This is a genomic window from Stenotrophomonas sp. TWI1183 (assembly GCF_039673115.1).
GTDB lineage: Bacteria > Pseudomonadota > Gammaproteobacteria > Xanthomonadales > Xanthomonadaceae > Stenotrophomonas > Stenotrophomonas maltophilia_AA.
Genome location: NZ_JBDJKZ010000005.1, coordinates 232,674 through 248,334 on the forward strand (window position 1 = coordinate 232,674; position 15,661 = coordinate 248,334).

Below are 15,661 nucleotides of genomic sequence, written 5' to 3' on the forward strand. Positions count from 1 at the left end.
TGCGGGCCGGTTCCTTCCGGCCCTGTGTATGCGCACGCTCCGGTGCACTGGATGAGGTCAGAAGCGGTAGTCGAAGCCGACCGTGAGGTAGCGGCCGCGCAGGTCGTACTGGCTGAAGTCATACGGCGCGCGGATACCCGGGAACGAGGCGTCGTACGGCGGCTCTTCGTCGGCCAGGTTCTGGATCTTCGCGTACAGGGTCAGCTTGTCGATGCCGGTGTAACCCAGGTACAGATCGAACTGGTTGTACGCATCGACGCGATCCTGCACGGCGGTGGCCGCGGCGCTGGCCTTCTGGTCGTAGCCGCTGGTGTAGTACCAGGTCAGCGCAGTGCGGAAATCGCCGTAGCTCCAGTCGAAGGTGGTGGTCGCCTTGTTCTTCGGCAGGGTGGCGCCGAGGTTGCTGCCGGCGTAATCCACCAGCGGACCACCGACCACGGTGGGGCGGCTGTAGTCGCGCACATGGGTGAAGGCGGTGCTCAGGCCGAAGTCGCCGGCACGCGCGGTCGGGAAGCGCTGGCGCAGCTCGACGTCGAAGCCGGAGGTCTTCAGCTCGCTCAGGTTCTGGTAGCGGTTGTAGACCGCCAGCAGCTTGCCGCGCTCATCGCGCTGGACCGCACCGGGCACGTCATCGGTGACCAGGGTCTGGGTGTTGTTGGTGCCGACCAGGTTCTCCAGCTCGATCCGGTAGTAGTCCACGCTCAGGCTGGTGTTGGACCACGGCGAGAGCACGATGCCGGCGTTGAAGCTCTTGGTGCGCTCCGGCTTGAGGTCGTTGTTGCCGACGGTGAAGAAGGTCGGGTTCTGCCGCGAACCCGGCACGTCCGGGTCGCGCGGATCGATCACGCTGCCGTAGGCGATGCTGGTGCTGTTGGAGTTCTCCGAGAGCGACGGCGCGCGGAAACCCTTGGAAGCGGCCGCACGCACCAGCAGGATGTCCCACGGCTGCCAGCGCAGGCTCAGCTTGGGCGAGAACGCATCACCGAAATCGCTGTAGTGATCGGCACGCGCCGCGGCTTGCAGTTCAAGGCGCTCGGCCAGCGGCACGTTCACTTCGGCATAGGCGGCGGTGACCTTGCGCTCGCCATGCACTTCGGCGATCGCCGGACGGATCTGCAGGCCGGCATCGATCTGCCAGGGATTGTTGGAATCGAGCTTCTCGCGGCGCCACTCGGCACCGGCGGCGAAGCCGATTTCACCGGCCCAGGTATGGCCGATCGCACCGGAGATCTTCGCGTCCACGCCCTGCAGCACCGACTCGGCCGGGCGCAGCGTGCTGATGTTGATCGCGTTGAGCACGTCCTGCGGAGTGGCCGACGGATTGAGCAGGTTGTAGCTGCCGCTGGCCAGCGCATCGGCCAGCGCGTAGCGGTTGGCGAAGCCGCCGGAGACGGTCTCGCGCTCGCTGCTGCGGGCGCCGAACGCACCGACTTCCCAATCCCAGTTCTGCAGGCTGCCGCGCAGCCCGACCAGGCCGCGGTAGGCCTGCGAGCGGTTGGTCTTGATGGTCGCGCCGAGGTTGAAGAAGGTGTATTCGATCGGCACGGCGCGGCCGTACGGGTTGTACGGGCTGCTCGCCGGCAGATTGGAGGAGACCGGCTCGGCCAGCCCGGTGTCGGCGTTGAGCGCGAAGCGGCCGCTCTCGAGGGTGAAGAACGGGCTGCTGCCGAACCAGGAGACGCCCTTGATGTCGCTGTAGAGCACTTCGCCGAACGCTTCGACGTTGTCGTTCACGCGGAAGGTGCCGTTGACGTAGGCCTGGTAGCGCTTGGTCGAGGGGATCAGCGTGGTGTACGGGGCCTGGTTGAAGCCGCAGGTGTTGCCGGCCAGGCCATCGATCGGCGCGCTGGCAACGAGCGTCGTGCCTTCGGGGCAATTGCCGCTGGCATCCAGCATCGGCACCGAGGTGCCGTTGACCAGATAGCGTGCGCCCTTGGCCGACCACCCGTTCCAGCGGCCGCCGGGCTTGTCGGTGTAGATGCCGGACTTGGTCAGGTCACGCTGGTCCTGGTCCAGGCGCTCGCGGTTGTAGCCTTCCAGGCTGACCAGGATGTTGTAGCCGTCCGTGTCCAGGTCACCGATGCCGCCGATGAACTTCAGGTTCTGCTCGTCCAGCCCGCCCTGGTCGGCGGTGCCCAGGCTGCCACCGAGTTCGGCACCTTCGAAATTCTGCCGGGTGATGATGTTGACCACACCGGCCACGGCATCGGAGCCGTACACGGCAGAGGCACCGTCCTTGAGCACTTCGATGCGCTCCACGGCGACCAGCGGCAGCGCGTTGAGGTTGACGAAAGTGTCGGACAGGCCGCCGGCCGGGAAGCCGTAGTTGGCCAGGCGGCGGCCATTGAGCAGCACCAGGGTGTTCTTCTGCGACAGGCCGCGCAGGCCGATGCCGGCCGAGCCGGAGGCCCACCCGTTGTTGGTGGTTTCGTTGGCGGCGTTGCCGGTGTTGGCCGAGATCGAGCGCAGCAGGTCGGCGACGGTGGCCTTGCCGGTCTCCTCCAGCTGCTGGCGCTCGATCACCTGTACCGGGTTGGCCGACTCGGTATCGGTGCGCTTGATGTTGGACCCGGTGACCCGCACGGCGGCGAGGGTCTTGCTGTCGCCGGTGGCGGCGGCATCGGGGGCGGCGTCGGCGAACGCGATCAAAGGCGTTGCCAGAGCGACGGACAACGCCGCTACGAGAAGAGTGTGCTTGGGCATGAACTTCAGTGGGGTGGTGGACGACAAGTTCCGCAGTAGTCCATGCCTGGCTGAACCACGGCCAATAACATCTCTTCATACGGATATAAGAGAAACTAACATCTCTTCATCCGGATGGAAATGTTTTCGTGAGCAACAATTAACGCGCCGGGCCTGCTGGACCCCCGGCCCACCGCTACAATGCGGCCATGGAAATCTTCAAAGTCTTTACCCTCGAGGCCGCTCACCACCTCCCCAACGTGCCGCCGGGCCACAAGTGCGCGCGCCTGCACGGCCACTCCTTCCGGGTGGAACTCAAGGTCGAGGGGGAGCCTGGCGAGCAGACCGGCTGGATCATGGATTTCGGCGACGTCAAAGCCGCCTTCCAGCCGATCTACGACCGTCTGGACCACCACTACCTCAACGACATTCCCGGCCTGGAGAACCCGACCAGCGAACGGCTGGCGATCTGGATCTGGAACGAACTCAAGCCGGCCCTGCCCGAGCTGAGCGAAGTCACCGTGCACGAAACCTGCACCTCGGGCTGCCGCTACCGCGGTTGATCTGGCGGTGCGGGGGTACCACACGGCGCGGTAGTGCCGGCCGCTGGCCGGCTCCCAGCCCTGACACCGGACCACAACTGGCAACGAAATGTTGCAATGCAATATTTTCGGCGTATGCTGCATTGCATCAACGTTCTCGAGCCGTCCTGACCATGGCGTCCGCGTTCACCGATTCCTTCAGCGACTACACCCGCCAGCTGGCCGCCACGGCCACGCGTGCCAACCGGCTCGCACTGGAAAATGCCGAGAGCATGTTCGGGGTGCAGTTGAAGACGCTGGAGAAGAACATCACCGCTACCAGCGGGTTCTTCGGTGAAATCGTGCAGTCACAGGATGCCGGCACGCTGCAGTCGCTGCTGCCCAAGGGCGCGCAACTGGCACGTGACAACCTCGCCCGTTGGACCAGCGCCAGCCAGGAAGTGGCAGGCCTGGGGCTGAAGGCCTCCGAAGCCTTCGGCGAACTCGCCCGGCAGCCGTTCGCGGCCGCCACGCCCAGCGCAGGCAAGACGCGCGGCTGAGCCGGACAACATCGAATTTGCGTGGGTCCCTCCCCCCACGCAATCCCAGACCCGACAGAACCCTCCCTCTGTCGGGTCTTTTTTTGTCCGGCGTTACTGCCGCGTCGTCGGCAGCGAGAACACGAACAGCGCCCCGTCACCACTGTCCAGCAGACGGATGTCACGCCCGTGCAGCTGCAGGATGCGATGCACGATCAACAGGCCCAGCCCGCCGCTGTCCGGCCGCTGGCTGCCCAGTGCCGGCATCGCGGTGAACAGGGTGTCCCGCCGGTCGGGGGCGATGCCGGGGCCCGTGTCGGCCACGCTGATCTGCACCTCGCCCTCGGCCGCGCGCAGGGTCACGGTGATACGGCCACCTTCCGGCGTATGCCGGATGGCGTTGTCCAGCAGGTTGGTCAGCACCCGCTCGATCAACGCCAGATCCGCGACCACCGGCGGCACGCCGGGCGGGATGTCGGCGCCCAACGTCTGTCGGCGTGACTCGGCCGCCAGCTCGAACTTCTGGAACACATCCTGGATCAGGTCCGGCAGCGAGAAGGCCTGGCGGTCGAGCACCACCCCGCCGTGCTCCAGCCGGGCCAGCTCGAACAGGGCCTGGGCCAGGCGCCCGACCTTGTGGCTCTGCGACAGGGCGATCGAGAGATAGCGCTGGCGCTCGTCGGCGCTGAGCGTGGCGTCCTTGAGTGCCAGTGTTTCCAGGTAGCCGTGCAGCGACGACAGCGGCGTGCGCAGGTCATGGGAAATGTTGGCGACCAGCTCGCGCCGCTGCAGGTCCTGCTGGCGCAGCTGCTGCCACTGCTCGCCCAGCCGCTGGGCCATGTGGCCGAAGCTGTGCTGCAGGATCGCCAGCTCGTCGCGCTCGCCGGCACGCAACGGGGCCGGCGGCGGCGCGGCATCCGGCGTGGCGGTGTCGACATCGAAGGACTGGATGCGCCGGGTCAGCTGGCGCAGGGGGCGGGTCACCCAGCGGAACGCGACCAGGCCGGCAAGCAGCCCAACGACCGCGACGATCGCCAGCGACCACAACGTCGTGCGCAGCGTGCTGTTGGCAGCGATGTTGGCGGCGAGTGCTTCGCGCTGCTCACCGACCAGCACCACGTAGATGTACCCCGCCTGCCGTCCCTGCACCCACAGCGGCGCCGCATTGAACACCTTGCGGCCGGTCGCACTGCGCGGGTCGTCGCCGAGGATCGGCAGCGGCTCATCGCGCAGCAGCGCCTGCACCGGACCCAGATCGACCCGGGACCGTTTCAGATGCCCCTCCGGCGCGTCGTGGCCCAGGATGCGCCCCTGGTCGTCGAGCAGGTACACCTCCACGCTCGGGTTGACCGCCATCAGCTTGCCGAACAGTGCGCGCACTTCGCCATTGCGCATGCCGCGGCCATCCATCAGCTCGCCACTGCGCGCAATGTGCTCGGCCAGCCCGCGCGACAGGCGCTGCACGGTTTCCTGCTCATGCACGGCGGTGCTGCGCATCTGGATCCACAGCAGCGCGCCCCCGCACAGCAACAGCAGCGCGAAGAACACGGCGGACAGGCGTTGCGACAGCGTGAGCCGGATCATGCGCCTGCGTCCTCGCTGGCATCGACCAGCTTGTAGCCGCGCCCCCACACCGTCTGGATGCGTTGCGGGTTTGCCGCGTCGCGCTCGATCTTGTTGCGCAGCCGGTTGATGTGGGTATTGACGGTGTGCTCGTAGCCGTCGTGCTGGTAGCCCCAGACCTGGTTGAGCAGGTCCATGCGCGAGTACACCTGGCCGGGATGGCGGGCGAAGAAGTACAGCAGGTCGAATTCGCGCGGGGTGAGTTCCAGCGCGCGGCCGTCGACCAGCGCCGTGCGCGCGACCGGATCGATACGCAGCCCGGCGACCTCGATCTCACCCGCATCGATGCGCGCGTTCTGCGCCATCGCCTCGACCCGGCGCAGCAGCGCTTTCACGCGTGCCACCAGTTCCAGCATCGAGAAGGGCTTGGCCAGGTAGTCGTCCGCGCCCAGCTCCAGGCCGAGAATGCGGTGCACTTCGCTGGCACGCGCACTGGTGATGATGATCGGCGTATAGCGCGTCATCGAACGGGCGCGCTTGCAGATCTCCAGCCCGTCCACGCCGGGCAGCATCAGGTCGAGCACGAGGGCGCTCCAGGGCTGCGCTTCGAGCAGGGCCAGGCCTTCGTCGCCGGTGGCGGCATGGGTGACCTCATAGCCTTCATCGCGCAGGTGCATGCGCAGCAGGTTGGCGATGTGGACATCGTCTTCGACGATCAGGACGCGCTTGGCACTGCTCATCGGCTCGGGGGGCGGCAGGAGGGCATGGCGTCATTGTCGACGGATCGCGACCGGAATGTGTCACGGAAAATTTAACCCTGCGTGAGGATTCGTTGACCGGCCCGGGCGCAGCATGGCCGCATCGTTCCCGTGCCCGGAGATCGGCCATGCGTTACACACGTCGCAATGTGCTTGGAATGGGTGGCATGGCCGCCGCGGCCGGCCTGTTCGGACTGACCGCCTGCAGCGGGCCCGCCCCGGCCGCCCCCGCCGCGCCTGCGCGCCAGTTCGAGGTCATGCGCAGCGATGCGCAGTGGCGCGAACAGCTCACCCCGGCCCAGTACAGCGTGCTGCGCCGGCAGAGCACCGAACGGCCGTTCAGCAGCCCCCTCAACAAGGAGCACCGGCGCGGCACCTTCACCTGTGCCGGGTGCGCGTTGCCGCTGTTCTCCTCCTCCACCAAGTTCGACAGCGGTACCGGCTGGCCCAGCTTCTGGGCACCGCTGCACGATGCCGTCGGCGAAGACCGCGACACCACGCTGGGCATGGTGCGTGTCGAGGCGCACTGCCGGCGTTGCGGTGGCCACCTCGGCCACGTCTTCGATGACGGCCCGCGCCCGACTGGCCTGCGCTACTGCATGAACGGCGTGGCCATGAATTTCGTCGCGGCCTGAGCGCCGCACTTCCCCGCGTCATAGAAGGACCTCTCCATGCTTCTGCTCGTGCTGGCCTACCTCGGTGGCGTGCTCACCATCCTCAGCCCCTGCATCCTGCCGGTGCTGCCGTTCGTGTTCGCCCGCTCGGACCGCCCCTTCCTGCGCAGCGGCCTGCCGCTGCTGATCGGCATGGCCTTGATGTTCGCCGTGGTCGCCAGCCTGGCCGCGGTGAGCAGCCAGTGGGTGGCGCAGGCCAACCAGATCGGGCGCTGGTTCGCGCTGGTGGTGATGGCGCTGTTCGCGCTGGCGCTGCTGTGGCCGGCCCTGGCCGACCGACTGCTGTCGCCGTTCCAGCGGCTGGGCGCGCGGCTGAGCGCCTCGGCCGATGCGGCCAGTGATGCGGGGCGCGGGGGCGTTGGCACCTCGCTGCTGATCGGCATCGCTACCGGCCTGCTGTGGGCGCCGTGCGCGGGTCCGATCCTCGGCCTGATCCTGACCGGTGCGGCGCTGCAGGGCGCCAGTGTCGGCACCAGCGGACTGCTGCTGGCCTATGCGCTGGGTGCGGCGACCTCGCTGGCGCTGGCGATCTGGATCGGCGGGCGCGTGTTCGCCGCGCTCAAGCGCCGCCTTGGCGTGGGCGAGTGGGTGCGGCGTGGGCTGGGCATCGCGGCGTTGCTGGCGGTGGTCGCCATTGCGATGGGCTGGGATACCGGCGTGCTGACCCGGCTGTCCACGGTCAGCACCGCCAAGCTGGAACAGGGCCTGCTCGACGTGCTGCCGGCGCAGGAGCCGCCGGCCGGTGGAGCGATGATGCGCGCCGCCGGCAGCGCGCCCGGAGAACCGCTGCCGGTGGAAGGCACGTTGCCTTCGCTGGCCGGCGCCACCGGCTGGCTCAACAGCCCGCCGCTGGATGCGCAGGCGCTGCGCGGCAAGGTGGTGCTGGTCGATTTCTGGACGTACTCCTGCATCAACTGCCTGCGTGCCATGCCCTATGTGCGCGAGTGGGCCGAGCGCTACCGCGACCACGGGCTGGTGGTGATCGGCGTGCATGCGCCGGAGTTCGCCTTCGAGCGCAACCTGGCCAACGTGCAGCGCGCGGTGAAGGATCTGAAGGTCACCTACCCGGTGGCGATCGACAACGACTTCGCGATCTGGCGCGGCTTCAACAACAAGTACTGGCCGGCGCACTACTTCATCGATGCGCAGGGCCGGATCCGCGCGCATCACTTCGGCGAGGGCAACTACGCGCAGTCCGAGCAGATCATCCGCCAGCTGCTGCGCGAGGCCGGCAACACGCTGCCCGGTGACGATGCACCGGTGGCGATGGCGCTGGACGGCGTGGCGCGCCAGGCCGACATGGACAACCTCAAGTCGCCCGAGACCTACCTCGGCCATGCGCGCGCCGAGAACTTCGCTTCGCCCGGTGGGCAGCGCCACGATCAACCCGACGACTACACCGTGCCCACCACGCTGCAGCACAACCAGTGGGCACTGGCCGGACGCTGGACCGTGGGCAACGAGGATGCCCGGCTGGAAGCGCCCGGTGGCCGGATCGCCTTCCGCTTCCATGCCCGCGACCTGCACCTGGTGCTGGCCCCGGCCGAAGACGGCAGACCGGTGCGCTTCCGCGTCCGCATCGACGGCCAACCGCCGGGCGCCGCGGCCGGCGGGGACGTCTCGGCCGACGGTGAGGGCCGGGTCGATGAGAACCGTCTGTATCAGCTGATCCGCCAGTCCGGCGCCGTGCAGGAGCGCAGCTTCGAGATCGAGTTCCTCGATCCGGGCGTGCACGCCTACGCCTTTACGTTTGGTTGAGGAGCCATCGCATGAAGATCGCAGTCGACAAACTCGTGGCCGGCGGCATCGCCGTCGCCATCGCCGCACTCACCGCCAGCCTGGTGGTGGGTCTTGATCGGCCGGCACATGCTGCCGCGGCCGCCACGACGGTGGCCGTCCCGGCACCCACCGGCACCGCGGACCTGCGCCAGCCCGGGGTGAAGCGCGCCCAGGTGGTGTTCGCCGGCGGCTGCTTCTGGGGCGTGCAGGGCGTGTTCCAGCACATCAAGGGCGTGGACAACGCGCTCTCCGGCTACATCGGCGGCAGCGCGGCGAACGCGACCTACCCGCGCGTCGGCAGTGGCGGCACCGGTCATGCCGAGGCGGTGCAGGTCACCTACGACCCCGCGCAGGTGAGCTACGGCCAGTTGATGCAGGTGTTCTTCTCGGTGGCCCACGACCCGACCCAGCTCAACCGGCAGGGCCCGGACCGTGGCACCCAGTACCGCTCGGCGGTGTATGCCGACGACGCGGCCCAGCGGGGTGCGACCCGCGCCTACATCGCCCAGTTGCAGCAGGCCAAGACCTACGCCGCGCCGGTGGTGACCCAGGTCGAGGGCGGCAAGCCGTTCTTCGCCGCCGAGGGCTATCACCAGAACTACCTCACGCTGCACCCGGAGTCGCTGTACATCCGGATCAACGACCTGCCCAAGGTCGTCGCGCTGAAACAGCAGTTCCCGGCGCTGTACCGTGAGCAGCCGCGCCTGGTGAGCACCACCATTTCAGCGCGCTGATCGCGCGGAAACACAAGAAAAGACGCACGGCACACAAGATCCTGCCGTGCGTGGGGGAAGTCTGGAGCGCATGGTAGGCTGGCGCCGGACGCGGATACAGATGCAGATGACTGGCATCCGCACGGTTACAGATTTCCATGGATGCAGCTGCCGATGGCGACCAACCTCTACCAGTCCCTGGCCGATGAAATGGCCGATGCGATCCGCAGCGGACGGCTGCCGGTCGGCACCCGCCTGCCATCGCTGCGCGGCCTGGCGACGCAGCGCAGCCTCAGCCTCAACACGGTGATCGCGGCGTATCGGCAGCTCGAGGATGCCGGGCTGGTGTTGCCGCGGCCCAAGGCCGGCTTCGTGGTCAGCCCGCGCCTGCCCGAGCCCACGCAGTCGCTGCGGCAGGCGCCCTCGCCGCCGACCGCCCCTGCACAGCAGGCGATGATGGCGCGCGTGCTGGCCGCGCAGCAGCAGCCGGGCATCGTCGACCTGGCCTTCGCCGGGCCGCGCGGCAAGCGCTTCTATCCCGGTGCGCAGCTGGCCCGCAGCACCGCGCAGGTGCTGCGCCGTGCGGCCACCACCGTGGAAACCTATGCCCGCCCGAATGGCGCGGCACGCCTGCTGACGCAGATCGTGCAGCGTGGGCCGCGGCTGGGGCTGCACACCACCACCGACCGGCTGGTGCTCACCCATGGCGCCATGGAAGCGCTGCAGCTCGCGCTGCGTGTGGTAACGAAGCCCGGCGATGCGGTCGCGATCGAGGCGCCGTCGTACTTCAACATCTATCCGCTGCTGCGCAGCCTGGGCCTGCGCGCGATCGAACTGCCGACCCATCCGCGCGACGGGCTCGATCTGGACGCGCTGGAAGCGCTGCTCGATGCCGGCGGCATTGCCGCGATCATGGCCATGCCGACCGTGCACAATCCGCTCGGCGGCAGCATGCCGGTGCCGAACAAGCAGCGCCTGGCCGCGCTGGTGAACCACTACCAGGTGCCGTTGATCGAAGACGCGGTGTACGCCGAACTGCAGTTCAAGGAGCCGCTGGAACCGCTCGCCAAGAGTTTCGACCGCGAGGGCTGGATCATGGTCTGCAGCGGATTCTCGAAAACACTCGCGCCGGACTACCGCATTGGCTGGCTCGACGGCGGACGCTTCGCCGCCGATATCCAACTGCTCAAGTTCCACTCCTCGGGCGCCGAATCACGCCTGCTCGGCGATGCGGTGGCCGCGTTCCTGGAAGCCGGCAACTACGAGCATCACCTGCGTGGGCTGCGCCGGCTCTACAGCGATCAGGTCAGCCACGTGCGCGGCCTGATCGCGCAGCATTTCCCGCCGGGCACGTCGGCCACCCAGCCGACCGGCGGTTTCCTGCTGTGGGTGGAGCTGCCCGCGGCAATCGATGCCGGGGAGCTGTTCGAGCAGGCGCTGGCCGAGGGCATGGTGTTCATGCCGGGCCAGGTGTACTCGCGCGGTGCGCGCTACCGGCATTGCCTGCGCCTGTCCTGCTGCCAGGAGCTGGACGAGTGGTTCACCGGCGCCATCGCCACGGTCGGTCGGTTGGCCACGGCGCTGCTGACCCGCGCGGGCGGCTGACGCTCAGAATTCCAGGCGGTCGGCCAGGCTGGCCGGATCCGCGCCCGGCGCATACGGCAGCCGCCCCCAGCACGGCATCGGCAGCCGCGCGGTGAGCAGCGCGATGTTCTCCTCCCGTCGCGCCATGGTCGGATCCACCGCGTTGGCGATCCAGCCGATGCAGCGCGCACCCTGGGCCGCGATCGCGTCGGCGGTGAGCCGCGCGTGGTTGAGGCAGCCCAGGCGCAGGCCGACCACCATCACCACCGGCAGCTCCAGTGCATGCACCAGGTCGCCTTGGTCCAGCATGGCCGACAGCGGCGCCAGCCAGCCCCCCACACCCTCGACCACCACCGTATCGGCGCTGGCGCGCAGGCGTGCGAACGCCGCTTCGATCGGGGCCAGCGACAGCTGCACGCCCGCCTCCGCGGCGGCGATCTCCGGGGCCAGCGGCTGCTCCAGCGCGAACGGGTTGAGGTCGTCGTATGCCGGCGCCGGCACGCTGGCCGCCAGCAGGGCGGTGGCATCCTCGTTGCGCAGGCCGTCGGGCGTGCGCTCGCAGCCGCTGGCGACCGGCTTCATGCCCACGGCGGTGCCGCCGTGACGGCGCAGGGCATGCAGCAGTACGCAACTGCTGAAGGTCTTGCCGATGCCGGTATCGGTACCGGTGACGAACAGGGCGGCAGGGCGCGGCGCAGGCAGGGACATGGGGAAACGACCGGAAGCGGAAACGCGCCATTATCCGCCGTCCGGGCAGCGCCGCCATGCGGTCCGCTGCGTTCCGTCGGCCCCGGCGCAGGCAAGCGTGCAGCTTGGTAGACTGCGGCCATGTTCGATACTTCCACGCTCACCGGCAGCAAGCCGGAACAGTACGGCCAGCTGCTGGCCCAGGCCCGCGCCCTGGTGCACGGCGAGCGCGACCGCATCGCCAATGCGGCCAACCTGTCGGCGCTGGTCTACCACGCCCTGCCGCACCTGAACTGGGTGGGCTTCTACTTCTTCGACGGCAAGGAACTGGTCGTCGGCCCGTTCCAGGGCCTGCCGGCCTGCGTCCGCATTCCGCTCGACAAGGGCGTGTGTGGCGCTGCGGCCTCGCAGCGCGTGACCCAGCGCATCGAAGACGTCGACGCGTTCCCCGGCCACATTGCCTGCGATTCGGCCTCGCGCTCGGAACTGGTGGTGCCGCTGGTCCACAACGGTGACCTGGTCGGCGTGTTCGATCTGGACAGTCCCTCGCTGGCACGCTTCGATGCCGAGGACCAGGCCGGTCTGGAAGCGATCGCCGCCGTGTTCGTCGAGGCCCTGGGATGAGTGGCGTCAAGCTGCGCAACATCGGCCCGAAGAGCGCAGCCTGGCTGCGTCAGGTCGGTCTGCGTACGCCGGAAGACCTGGTGGCGGTCGGTGCGGTCGGTGCCTTCGTCAAGGTCCGCCGCGCTGGCTTCAAGCCCAGCTTGAACCTGCTCTACTCGCTGGAAGGCGCGCTGCAGGACTGCCACTGGCAGGAACTGCCGGAGGCACGCCGCGCTGTGCTGGTGGCCGAGTACGAAGCGATCATCGCCGACCAGCCGCTGAAGAAGGCCCCCCCTGCCTCCGGTCCGGTCTATGACCGCACGGTGGAGCATCGCGACGATGACGGCGACGAAGCACCGCCGTTCGAGGTCGACGACGACAACCGCTGATCCGCGGGCACCGATATACCGTCGGTATCCGCGTGCTTCACACCTGCTGCAGCTCCAGCAGTTCGCCCCACAGCCGGTCATCCTCGCGCTCCACGCGCAGGCGCAGCCGTGTGCCGTGATCGATGCGCAGCGCCCAGCACATCGCCATCGGCAGACCGCACACCTGCGACAGCACCATCCGCAGCGGCCCGCCATGACTGACGATCAGGGTCGGCACCGGGTCCGGGTCATCCAGCAACCGATGCAGGCCACGCGCGATGCGACGCTCGAAATGGCCCCAGCTTTCCCCGTGCGGCGGTGGATTGGCGTGCGGGTCCAGATGGAACGCCGACAGCGCGTCCATCGGCAGCGCCTCCAGGGCAAGGCCATCCCAGTCGCCGAAGTCGAGTTCCTCCCATTCTTCGTCGGCCTCCACGTCCACCGCGTGGAGAGCGGCCAGCGCCTCGGCGCTCGAGCGTGCACGCTGCCGCGGCGAGGACAGCACGCGCTGCCAGGACAGCCCGGCATAGCGCGCGCACATGGCCTCGGTCGCGCCCTCGTGCAGCGGCGGATCGGTGCGGCCATCCAGATGATCGTCGCGGCCGGTGCTGGCATGGCGGATCAGGTCGAGGATCATGCCCGCCCCCCTCTGCTGCCCGCTGCGGCCGGCCAGTGAAGGTCACGGGCGTCGGTGCCGGGGTGCTGCAACCACGTTGGGGTCATGGAGATCACATCGAAAAAGCGAGGCGCATTCTAACCGGTGCGCTCCACCGGCCCGGCCGATGGCTTAGACTGCGCCCACTTTCAGGTGACCCGGGGCTGCAAGGCCGCCAGGTTGAAACGGGAAGCCGGTGACGCGTCAGGCTCTGTGCCACGCCGCCACTCCGGCGCTGCCCCCGCAACGGTAAGCGTGGAAACACCAGGCACTACGCCACTGTGCTCCGGCATGGGAAGGCGCCTGGCACGATGGCACCGCCATCGACCCGCGAGCCCGGAGACCGGCCTGGAAGACGACTGGTTGCGATGCGGCGGGCATGGCGGCGGCAAGCCGGCGCCTGCGCGCCCGCCCACCGTCGATGTCCCCTGCAGCGCGATCATCCCCACCCCTTGCCGCGCGGGCGTGCGCGGTGCATGGAGTCATCGATGAAGCTGCAAACCCGCGTTCTTTCCCTGGCCGTGCTGTCGGCCCTGCCCTTGCTGGCGTCCGCACAGGACGATGCCACCGCACTGGACCAGGTGCTGGTCACCGCCACCCGCACCCCGATCGCCCTGCAGGACAGCATCTCGCCGGCACAGGTCATCGACCGCGCCGAGATCGAGCGCAGCCAGGCGCCGTCGCTGCAGGATCTGCTGCGCGGCCGTGCCGGCATCAACCTCAACAACAGCGGTGGCCTGGGCAAGCAGAGCTCGCTGTTCCTGCGCGGCACCAATTCGGCCCACACCCTGGTGCTGGTCGATGGCGTGCGCATCAACACCGGCGACCTCGGCCTGGCCATGATCCAGGACCTGCCGCTGGCGCAGATCGAGCGCATCGAAATCGTGCGGGGTCCGCAGTCCAGTCTGTACGGCGCCGATGCGATCGGTGGCGTGATCCAGATCTTCACCCGTCGCAACGCCGGCCAGTTCGCGCCGCACCTGCAGCTCGGTGGGGGCAGCAACGGCCTGCGTGAGGCCAGCGGCGGTTTCGGCGGCAGTGGCGCGCGTGGCTGGTTCGGCACCGACATCGCCTACCAGCACACCGATGGCATCAACGCCTGCCGCGGCTCGGTGTCGCCGTTCGCCGGGTGCGGCGCCGATGAGCCCGATCGCGACGGCTACCGCAACCTGTCGATGAGCCTGCGCGGCGGCTATGCGCTGACCGATACGCTGAGCCTGGAAGGCACCACGCTGCGCGCCGAAGGCGAGAACCATTACGACGGTTACTACAACTACTCCGAGACCCTGCAGCAGGTGCTCGGCGGCAAGCTGCGCTACACGCCCAGCGAGCGCTTCAACCTGACCGTGAATGTCGGCCGCGCCGACAACGAATCGGACAACTTCAACGGCGACACCTGGCTGGGCAACGCGCAGACCCACCGCGACAGCGCCTCGGTGCAGGCCGATATCGGCATCGCCGAGGGCCAGCTGCTGAGCGCCGGCGTGGACTGGAGCCAGGACAACCTGGACGGCAGCAGTGCCGGTTACCTGGTCGACAGCCGCGACAACACCGGCGTGTTCGTGCAGTACCAGGGCCGCTTCGGCGCGCACCACCTGCAGGCCAGCGTGCGCAACGACGACAACGAGCAGTTCGGCAACCACACCACCGGCAGCCTCGGCTGGGGCCTGGAGCTGGGCAGCGGATTCCGCCTCAACGCCAGCTACGGCACCGCGTTCAAGGCGCCGACCTTCAGCGACCTCTACGACCCGTGGAGCGGCGTGCCGACTCTGGATCCGGAGAAGTCCAAGAGCGCGAACGTCGGCATCGCCCAGCAGGGCGACGGCTGGCGCTGGGGCGTGGACGTGTACGAAACCCGCATCGATGACCTGATCACCTACGACGCGACCACCTTCATGATGTCGCAGGTCGAAAAGGCCCGCATCCGCGGTGCCGAACTGACCGGCGCGATCACCGTCGCCGGGGTTGACCTCAACGCACAGCTCAGCCACACCGACCCGCGCAACCGCACCGACGGCAGCGCGCAGTTCGACAACTGGCTGGCCCGCCGCGCACAGAACACCGCACGCCTGGACGTGGATCGCCGCTTCGGTGACGTCCGCGCCGGCCTCACCGCCAACGGCGCCGGCAAGCGCTACGACGACGCGGCCAACACCGTGCGCCTGGGCGGCTACGGCACCCTCGACCTGCGCCTGGAATACGCCCTGACCCGCGACTGGTCGGTGATGGGTCGGGTCAGCAACGTGTTCGACCGCGACTACGAAACCGTTGCCTGGTACAACCAGCCCGGCCGCGAATACCGCCTGAGCGTGCGTTACCAGCCGAAATAAGGCATCCGGACGGCGGCACCACCGCCGTCCCGGCCTCGGTAGGTGCCGACCGCTGGCCGGCACACCCCATCATCCTCGGTAGGTGCCGACCGTTGGTCGGCACTCATTGAACCTGGTAGGTGCCGACCGTTGGTCGGCACTCATTGAACCTGGTAGGTGCCGACCGTTGGTCGGCACTCATTGAACCTGGTAGGTGCCGACCGTT

At 68.5% G+C, this 15,661-nt stretch carries 14 protein-coding genes and 1 riboswitch; of the genes, 9 read left to right on the top strand and 5 right to left on the bottom strand.

Features of this window, described 5'->3' with window-relative positions; translation table 11 throughout:
* Positions 1 to 57 precede the first annotated feature (57 nt).
* Positions 58 to 2,703, bottom strand: coding sequence for a TonB-dependent receptor (locus ABE434_RS07435; RefSeq protein WP_346478385.1), 2,646 nt, complete (start codon positions 2,701 to 2,703; stop codon positions 58 to 60).
* Between the two features lie 188 nt (positions 2,704 to 2,891).
* Between ABE434_RS07435 and queD the strand changes: the two genes are divergently transcribed.
* Both queD and ABE434_RS07445 read left to right on the top strand, forming a co-directional pair.
* Positions 2,892 to 3,245: a 6-carboxytetrahydropterin synthase QueD gene (queD, locus tag ABE434_RS07440; RefSeq protein WP_176990663.1), complete on the top strand. Its 354-nt coding sequence runs from the start codon at positions 2,892 to 2,894 to the stop codon at positions 3,243 to 3,245.
* 152 nt (positions 3,246 to 3,397) lie between these two features.
* Entirely contained in the window at positions 3,398 to 3,763 is a 366-nt protein-coding gene (locus ABE434_RS07445) for a phasin family protein (RefSeq protein WP_088432036.1), read from the top strand.
* Positions 3,764 to 3,856: 93 nt separating this feature from the next.
* Here ABE434_RS07445 and ABE434_RS07450 read toward each other — a convergent pair whose 3' ends face one another.
* Positions 3,857 to 5,326: a HAMP domain-containing sensor histidine kinase gene (locus ABE434_RS07450; protein ID WP_346478373.1), complete on the bottom strand. Its 1,470-nt coding sequence runs from the start codon at positions 5,324 to 5,326 to the stop codon at positions 3,857 to 3,859.
* Entirely contained in the window at positions 5,323 to 6,045 is a 723-nt protein-coding gene (locus ABE434_RS07455) for a response regulator transcription factor (protein WP_346478374.1), read from the bottom strand. The genes ABE434_RS07450 and ABE434_RS07455 overlap by 4 nt, the downstream gene beginning before the upstream one ends.
* A gap of 146 nt (positions 6,046 to 6,191) precedes the next feature.
* Here ABE434_RS07455 and msrB point away from each other — a divergent pair, with 146 nt between their 5' ends.
* The 4 genes from msrB (at position 6,192) to ABE434_RS07475 (ending at position 10,834) form a co-directional block, all read left to right on the top strand.
* Complete coding sequence (msrB, locus tag ABE434_RS07460; protein ID WP_176990660.1) at positions 6,192 to 6,698, top strand: peptide-methionine (R)-S-oxide reductase MsrB; 507 nt, start codon at positions 6,192 to 6,194, stop codon at positions 6,696 to 6,698.
* Positions 6,699 to 6,734: 36 nt separating this feature from the next.
* Positions 6,735 to 8,495 (top strand): cytochrome c biogenesis protein DipZ, encoded by a 1,761-nt coding sequence (locus ABE434_RS07465; protein WP_346478375.1) that lies wholly within the window; start codon positions 6,735 to 6,737, stop codon positions 8,493 to 8,495.
* An 11-nt stretch (positions 8,496 to 8,506) separates the two neighbouring features.
* A complete protein-coding gene (gene msrA, locus ABE434_RS07470; RefSeq protein ID WP_346478376.1) occupies positions 8,507 to 9,250 on the top strand; it encodes a peptide-methionine (S)-S-oxide reductase MsrA in 744 nt (247 codons plus the stop codon).
* Between the two features lie 153 nt (positions 9,251 to 9,403).
* Positions 9,404 to 10,834: a PLP-dependent aminotransferase family protein gene (locus ABE434_RS07475; protein ID WP_346478377.1), complete on the top strand. Its 1,431-nt coding sequence runs from the start codon at positions 9,404 to 9,406 to the stop codon at positions 10,832 to 10,834.
* 3 nt (positions 10,835 to 10,837) lie between these two features.
* Here ABE434_RS07475 and bioD read toward each other — a convergent pair whose 3' ends face one another.
* Positions 10,838 to 11,521 carry a dethiobiotin synthase gene (gene bioD / locus ABE434_RS07480; protein ID WP_346478378.1) on the bottom strand — a complete coding sequence of 228 codons (684 nt, stop codon included), beginning with the start codon at positions 11,519 to 11,521 and terminating at the stop codon, positions 10,838 to 10,840.
* A 120-nt stretch (positions 11,522 to 11,641) separates the two neighbouring features.
* Between bioD and ABE434_RS07485 the strand changes: the two genes are divergently transcribed.
* Positions 11,642 to 12,124: a GAF domain-containing protein gene (locus ABE434_RS07485; protein ID WP_088432024.1), complete on the top strand. Its 483-nt coding sequence runs from the start codon at positions 11,642 to 11,644 to the stop codon at positions 12,122 to 12,124.
* Positions 12,121 to 12,492 carry a TfoX/Sxy family protein gene (locus ABE434_RS07490; RefSeq protein ID WP_346478379.1) on the top strand — a complete coding sequence of 124 codons (372 nt, stop codon included), beginning with the start codon at positions 12,121 to 12,123 and terminating at the stop codon, positions 12,490 to 12,492. The genes ABE434_RS07485 and ABE434_RS07490 overlap by 4 nt, the downstream gene beginning before the upstream one ends.
* A 37-nt stretch (positions 12,493 to 12,529) precedes the next feature.
* On the opposite strand, the gene ABE434_RS07495 is transcribed toward ABE434_RS07490, so the two are convergent.
* Entirely contained in the window at positions 12,530 to 13,108 is a 579-nt protein-coding gene (locus tag ABE434_RS07495) for a histidine phosphatase family protein (RefSeq protein ID WP_179461173.1), read from the bottom strand.
* A 152-nt stretch (positions 13,109 to 13,260) separates the two neighbouring features.
* Positions 13,261 to 13,493, top strand: a riboswitch (cobalamin riboswitch).
* A gap of 121 nt (positions 13,494 to 13,614) precedes the next feature.
* Here ABE434_RS07495 and btuB point away from each other — a divergent pair.
* A complete protein-coding gene (gene btuB / locus ABE434_RS07500) occupies positions 13,615 to 15,456 on the top strand; it encodes a TonB-dependent vitamin B12 receptor (RefSeq protein ID WP_346478380.1) in 1,842 nt (613 codons plus the stop codon).
* Positions 15,457 to 15,661 lie beyond the last annotated feature (205 nt).

Coding starts and splice junctions, on each gene's coding strand:
- ABE434_RS07495 (WP_179461173.1), bottom strand. CDS start 13,108: ATGATCCTCGACCTGATCCGCCATGCCAGCACCGGCCGCGACGATCAT.
- queD (WP_176990663.1), top strand. CDS start 2,892: ATGGAAATCTTCAAAGTCTTTACCCTCGAGGCCGCTCACCACCTCCCC.
- msrA (WP_346478376.1), top strand. CDS start 8,507: ATGAAGATCGCAGTCGACAAACTCGTGGCCGGCGGCATCGCCGTCGCC.
- ABE434_RS07450 (WP_346478373.1), bottom strand. CDS start 5,326: ATGATCCGGCTCACGCTGTCGCAACGCCTGTCCGCCGTGTTCTTCGCG.
- ABE434_RS07490 (WP_346478379.1), top strand. CDS start 12,121: ATGAGTGGCGTCAAGCTGCGCAACATCGGCCCGAAGAGCGCAGCCTGG.
- msrB (WP_176990660.1), top strand. CDS start 6,192: ATGCGTTACACACGTCGCAATGTGCTTGGAATGGGTGGCATGGCCGCC.
- btuB (WP_346478380.1), top strand. CDS start 13,615: ATGAAGCTGCAAACCCGCGTTCTTTCCCTGGCCGTGCTGTCGGCCCTG.
- ABE434_RS07465 (WP_346478375.1), top strand. CDS start 6,735: ATGCTTCTGCTCGTGCTGGCCTACCTCGGTGGCGTGCTCACCATCCTC.
- ABE434_RS07455 (WP_346478374.1), bottom strand. CDS start 6,045: ATGAGCAGTGCCAAGCGCGTCCTGATCGTCGAAGACGATGTCCACATC.
- ABE434_RS07445 (WP_088432036.1), top strand. CDS start 3,398: ATGGCGTCCGCGTTCACCGATTCCTTCAGCGACTACACCCGCCAGCTG.
- bioD (WP_346478378.1), bottom strand. CDS start 11,521: ATGTCCCTGCCTGCGCCGCGCCCTGCCGCCCTGTTCGTCACCGGTACC.
- ABE434_RS07475 (WP_346478377.1), top strand. CDS start 9,404: ATGGCGACCAACCTCTACCAGTCCCTGGCCGATGAAATGGCCGATGCG.
- ABE434_RS07485 (WP_088432024.1), top strand. CDS start 11,642: ATGTTCGATACTTCCACGCTCACCGGCAGCAAGCCGGAACAGTACGGC.
- ABE434_RS07435 (WP_346478385.1), bottom strand. CDS start 2,703: ATGCCCAAGCACACTCTTCTCGTAGCGGCGTTGTCCGTCGCTCTGGCA.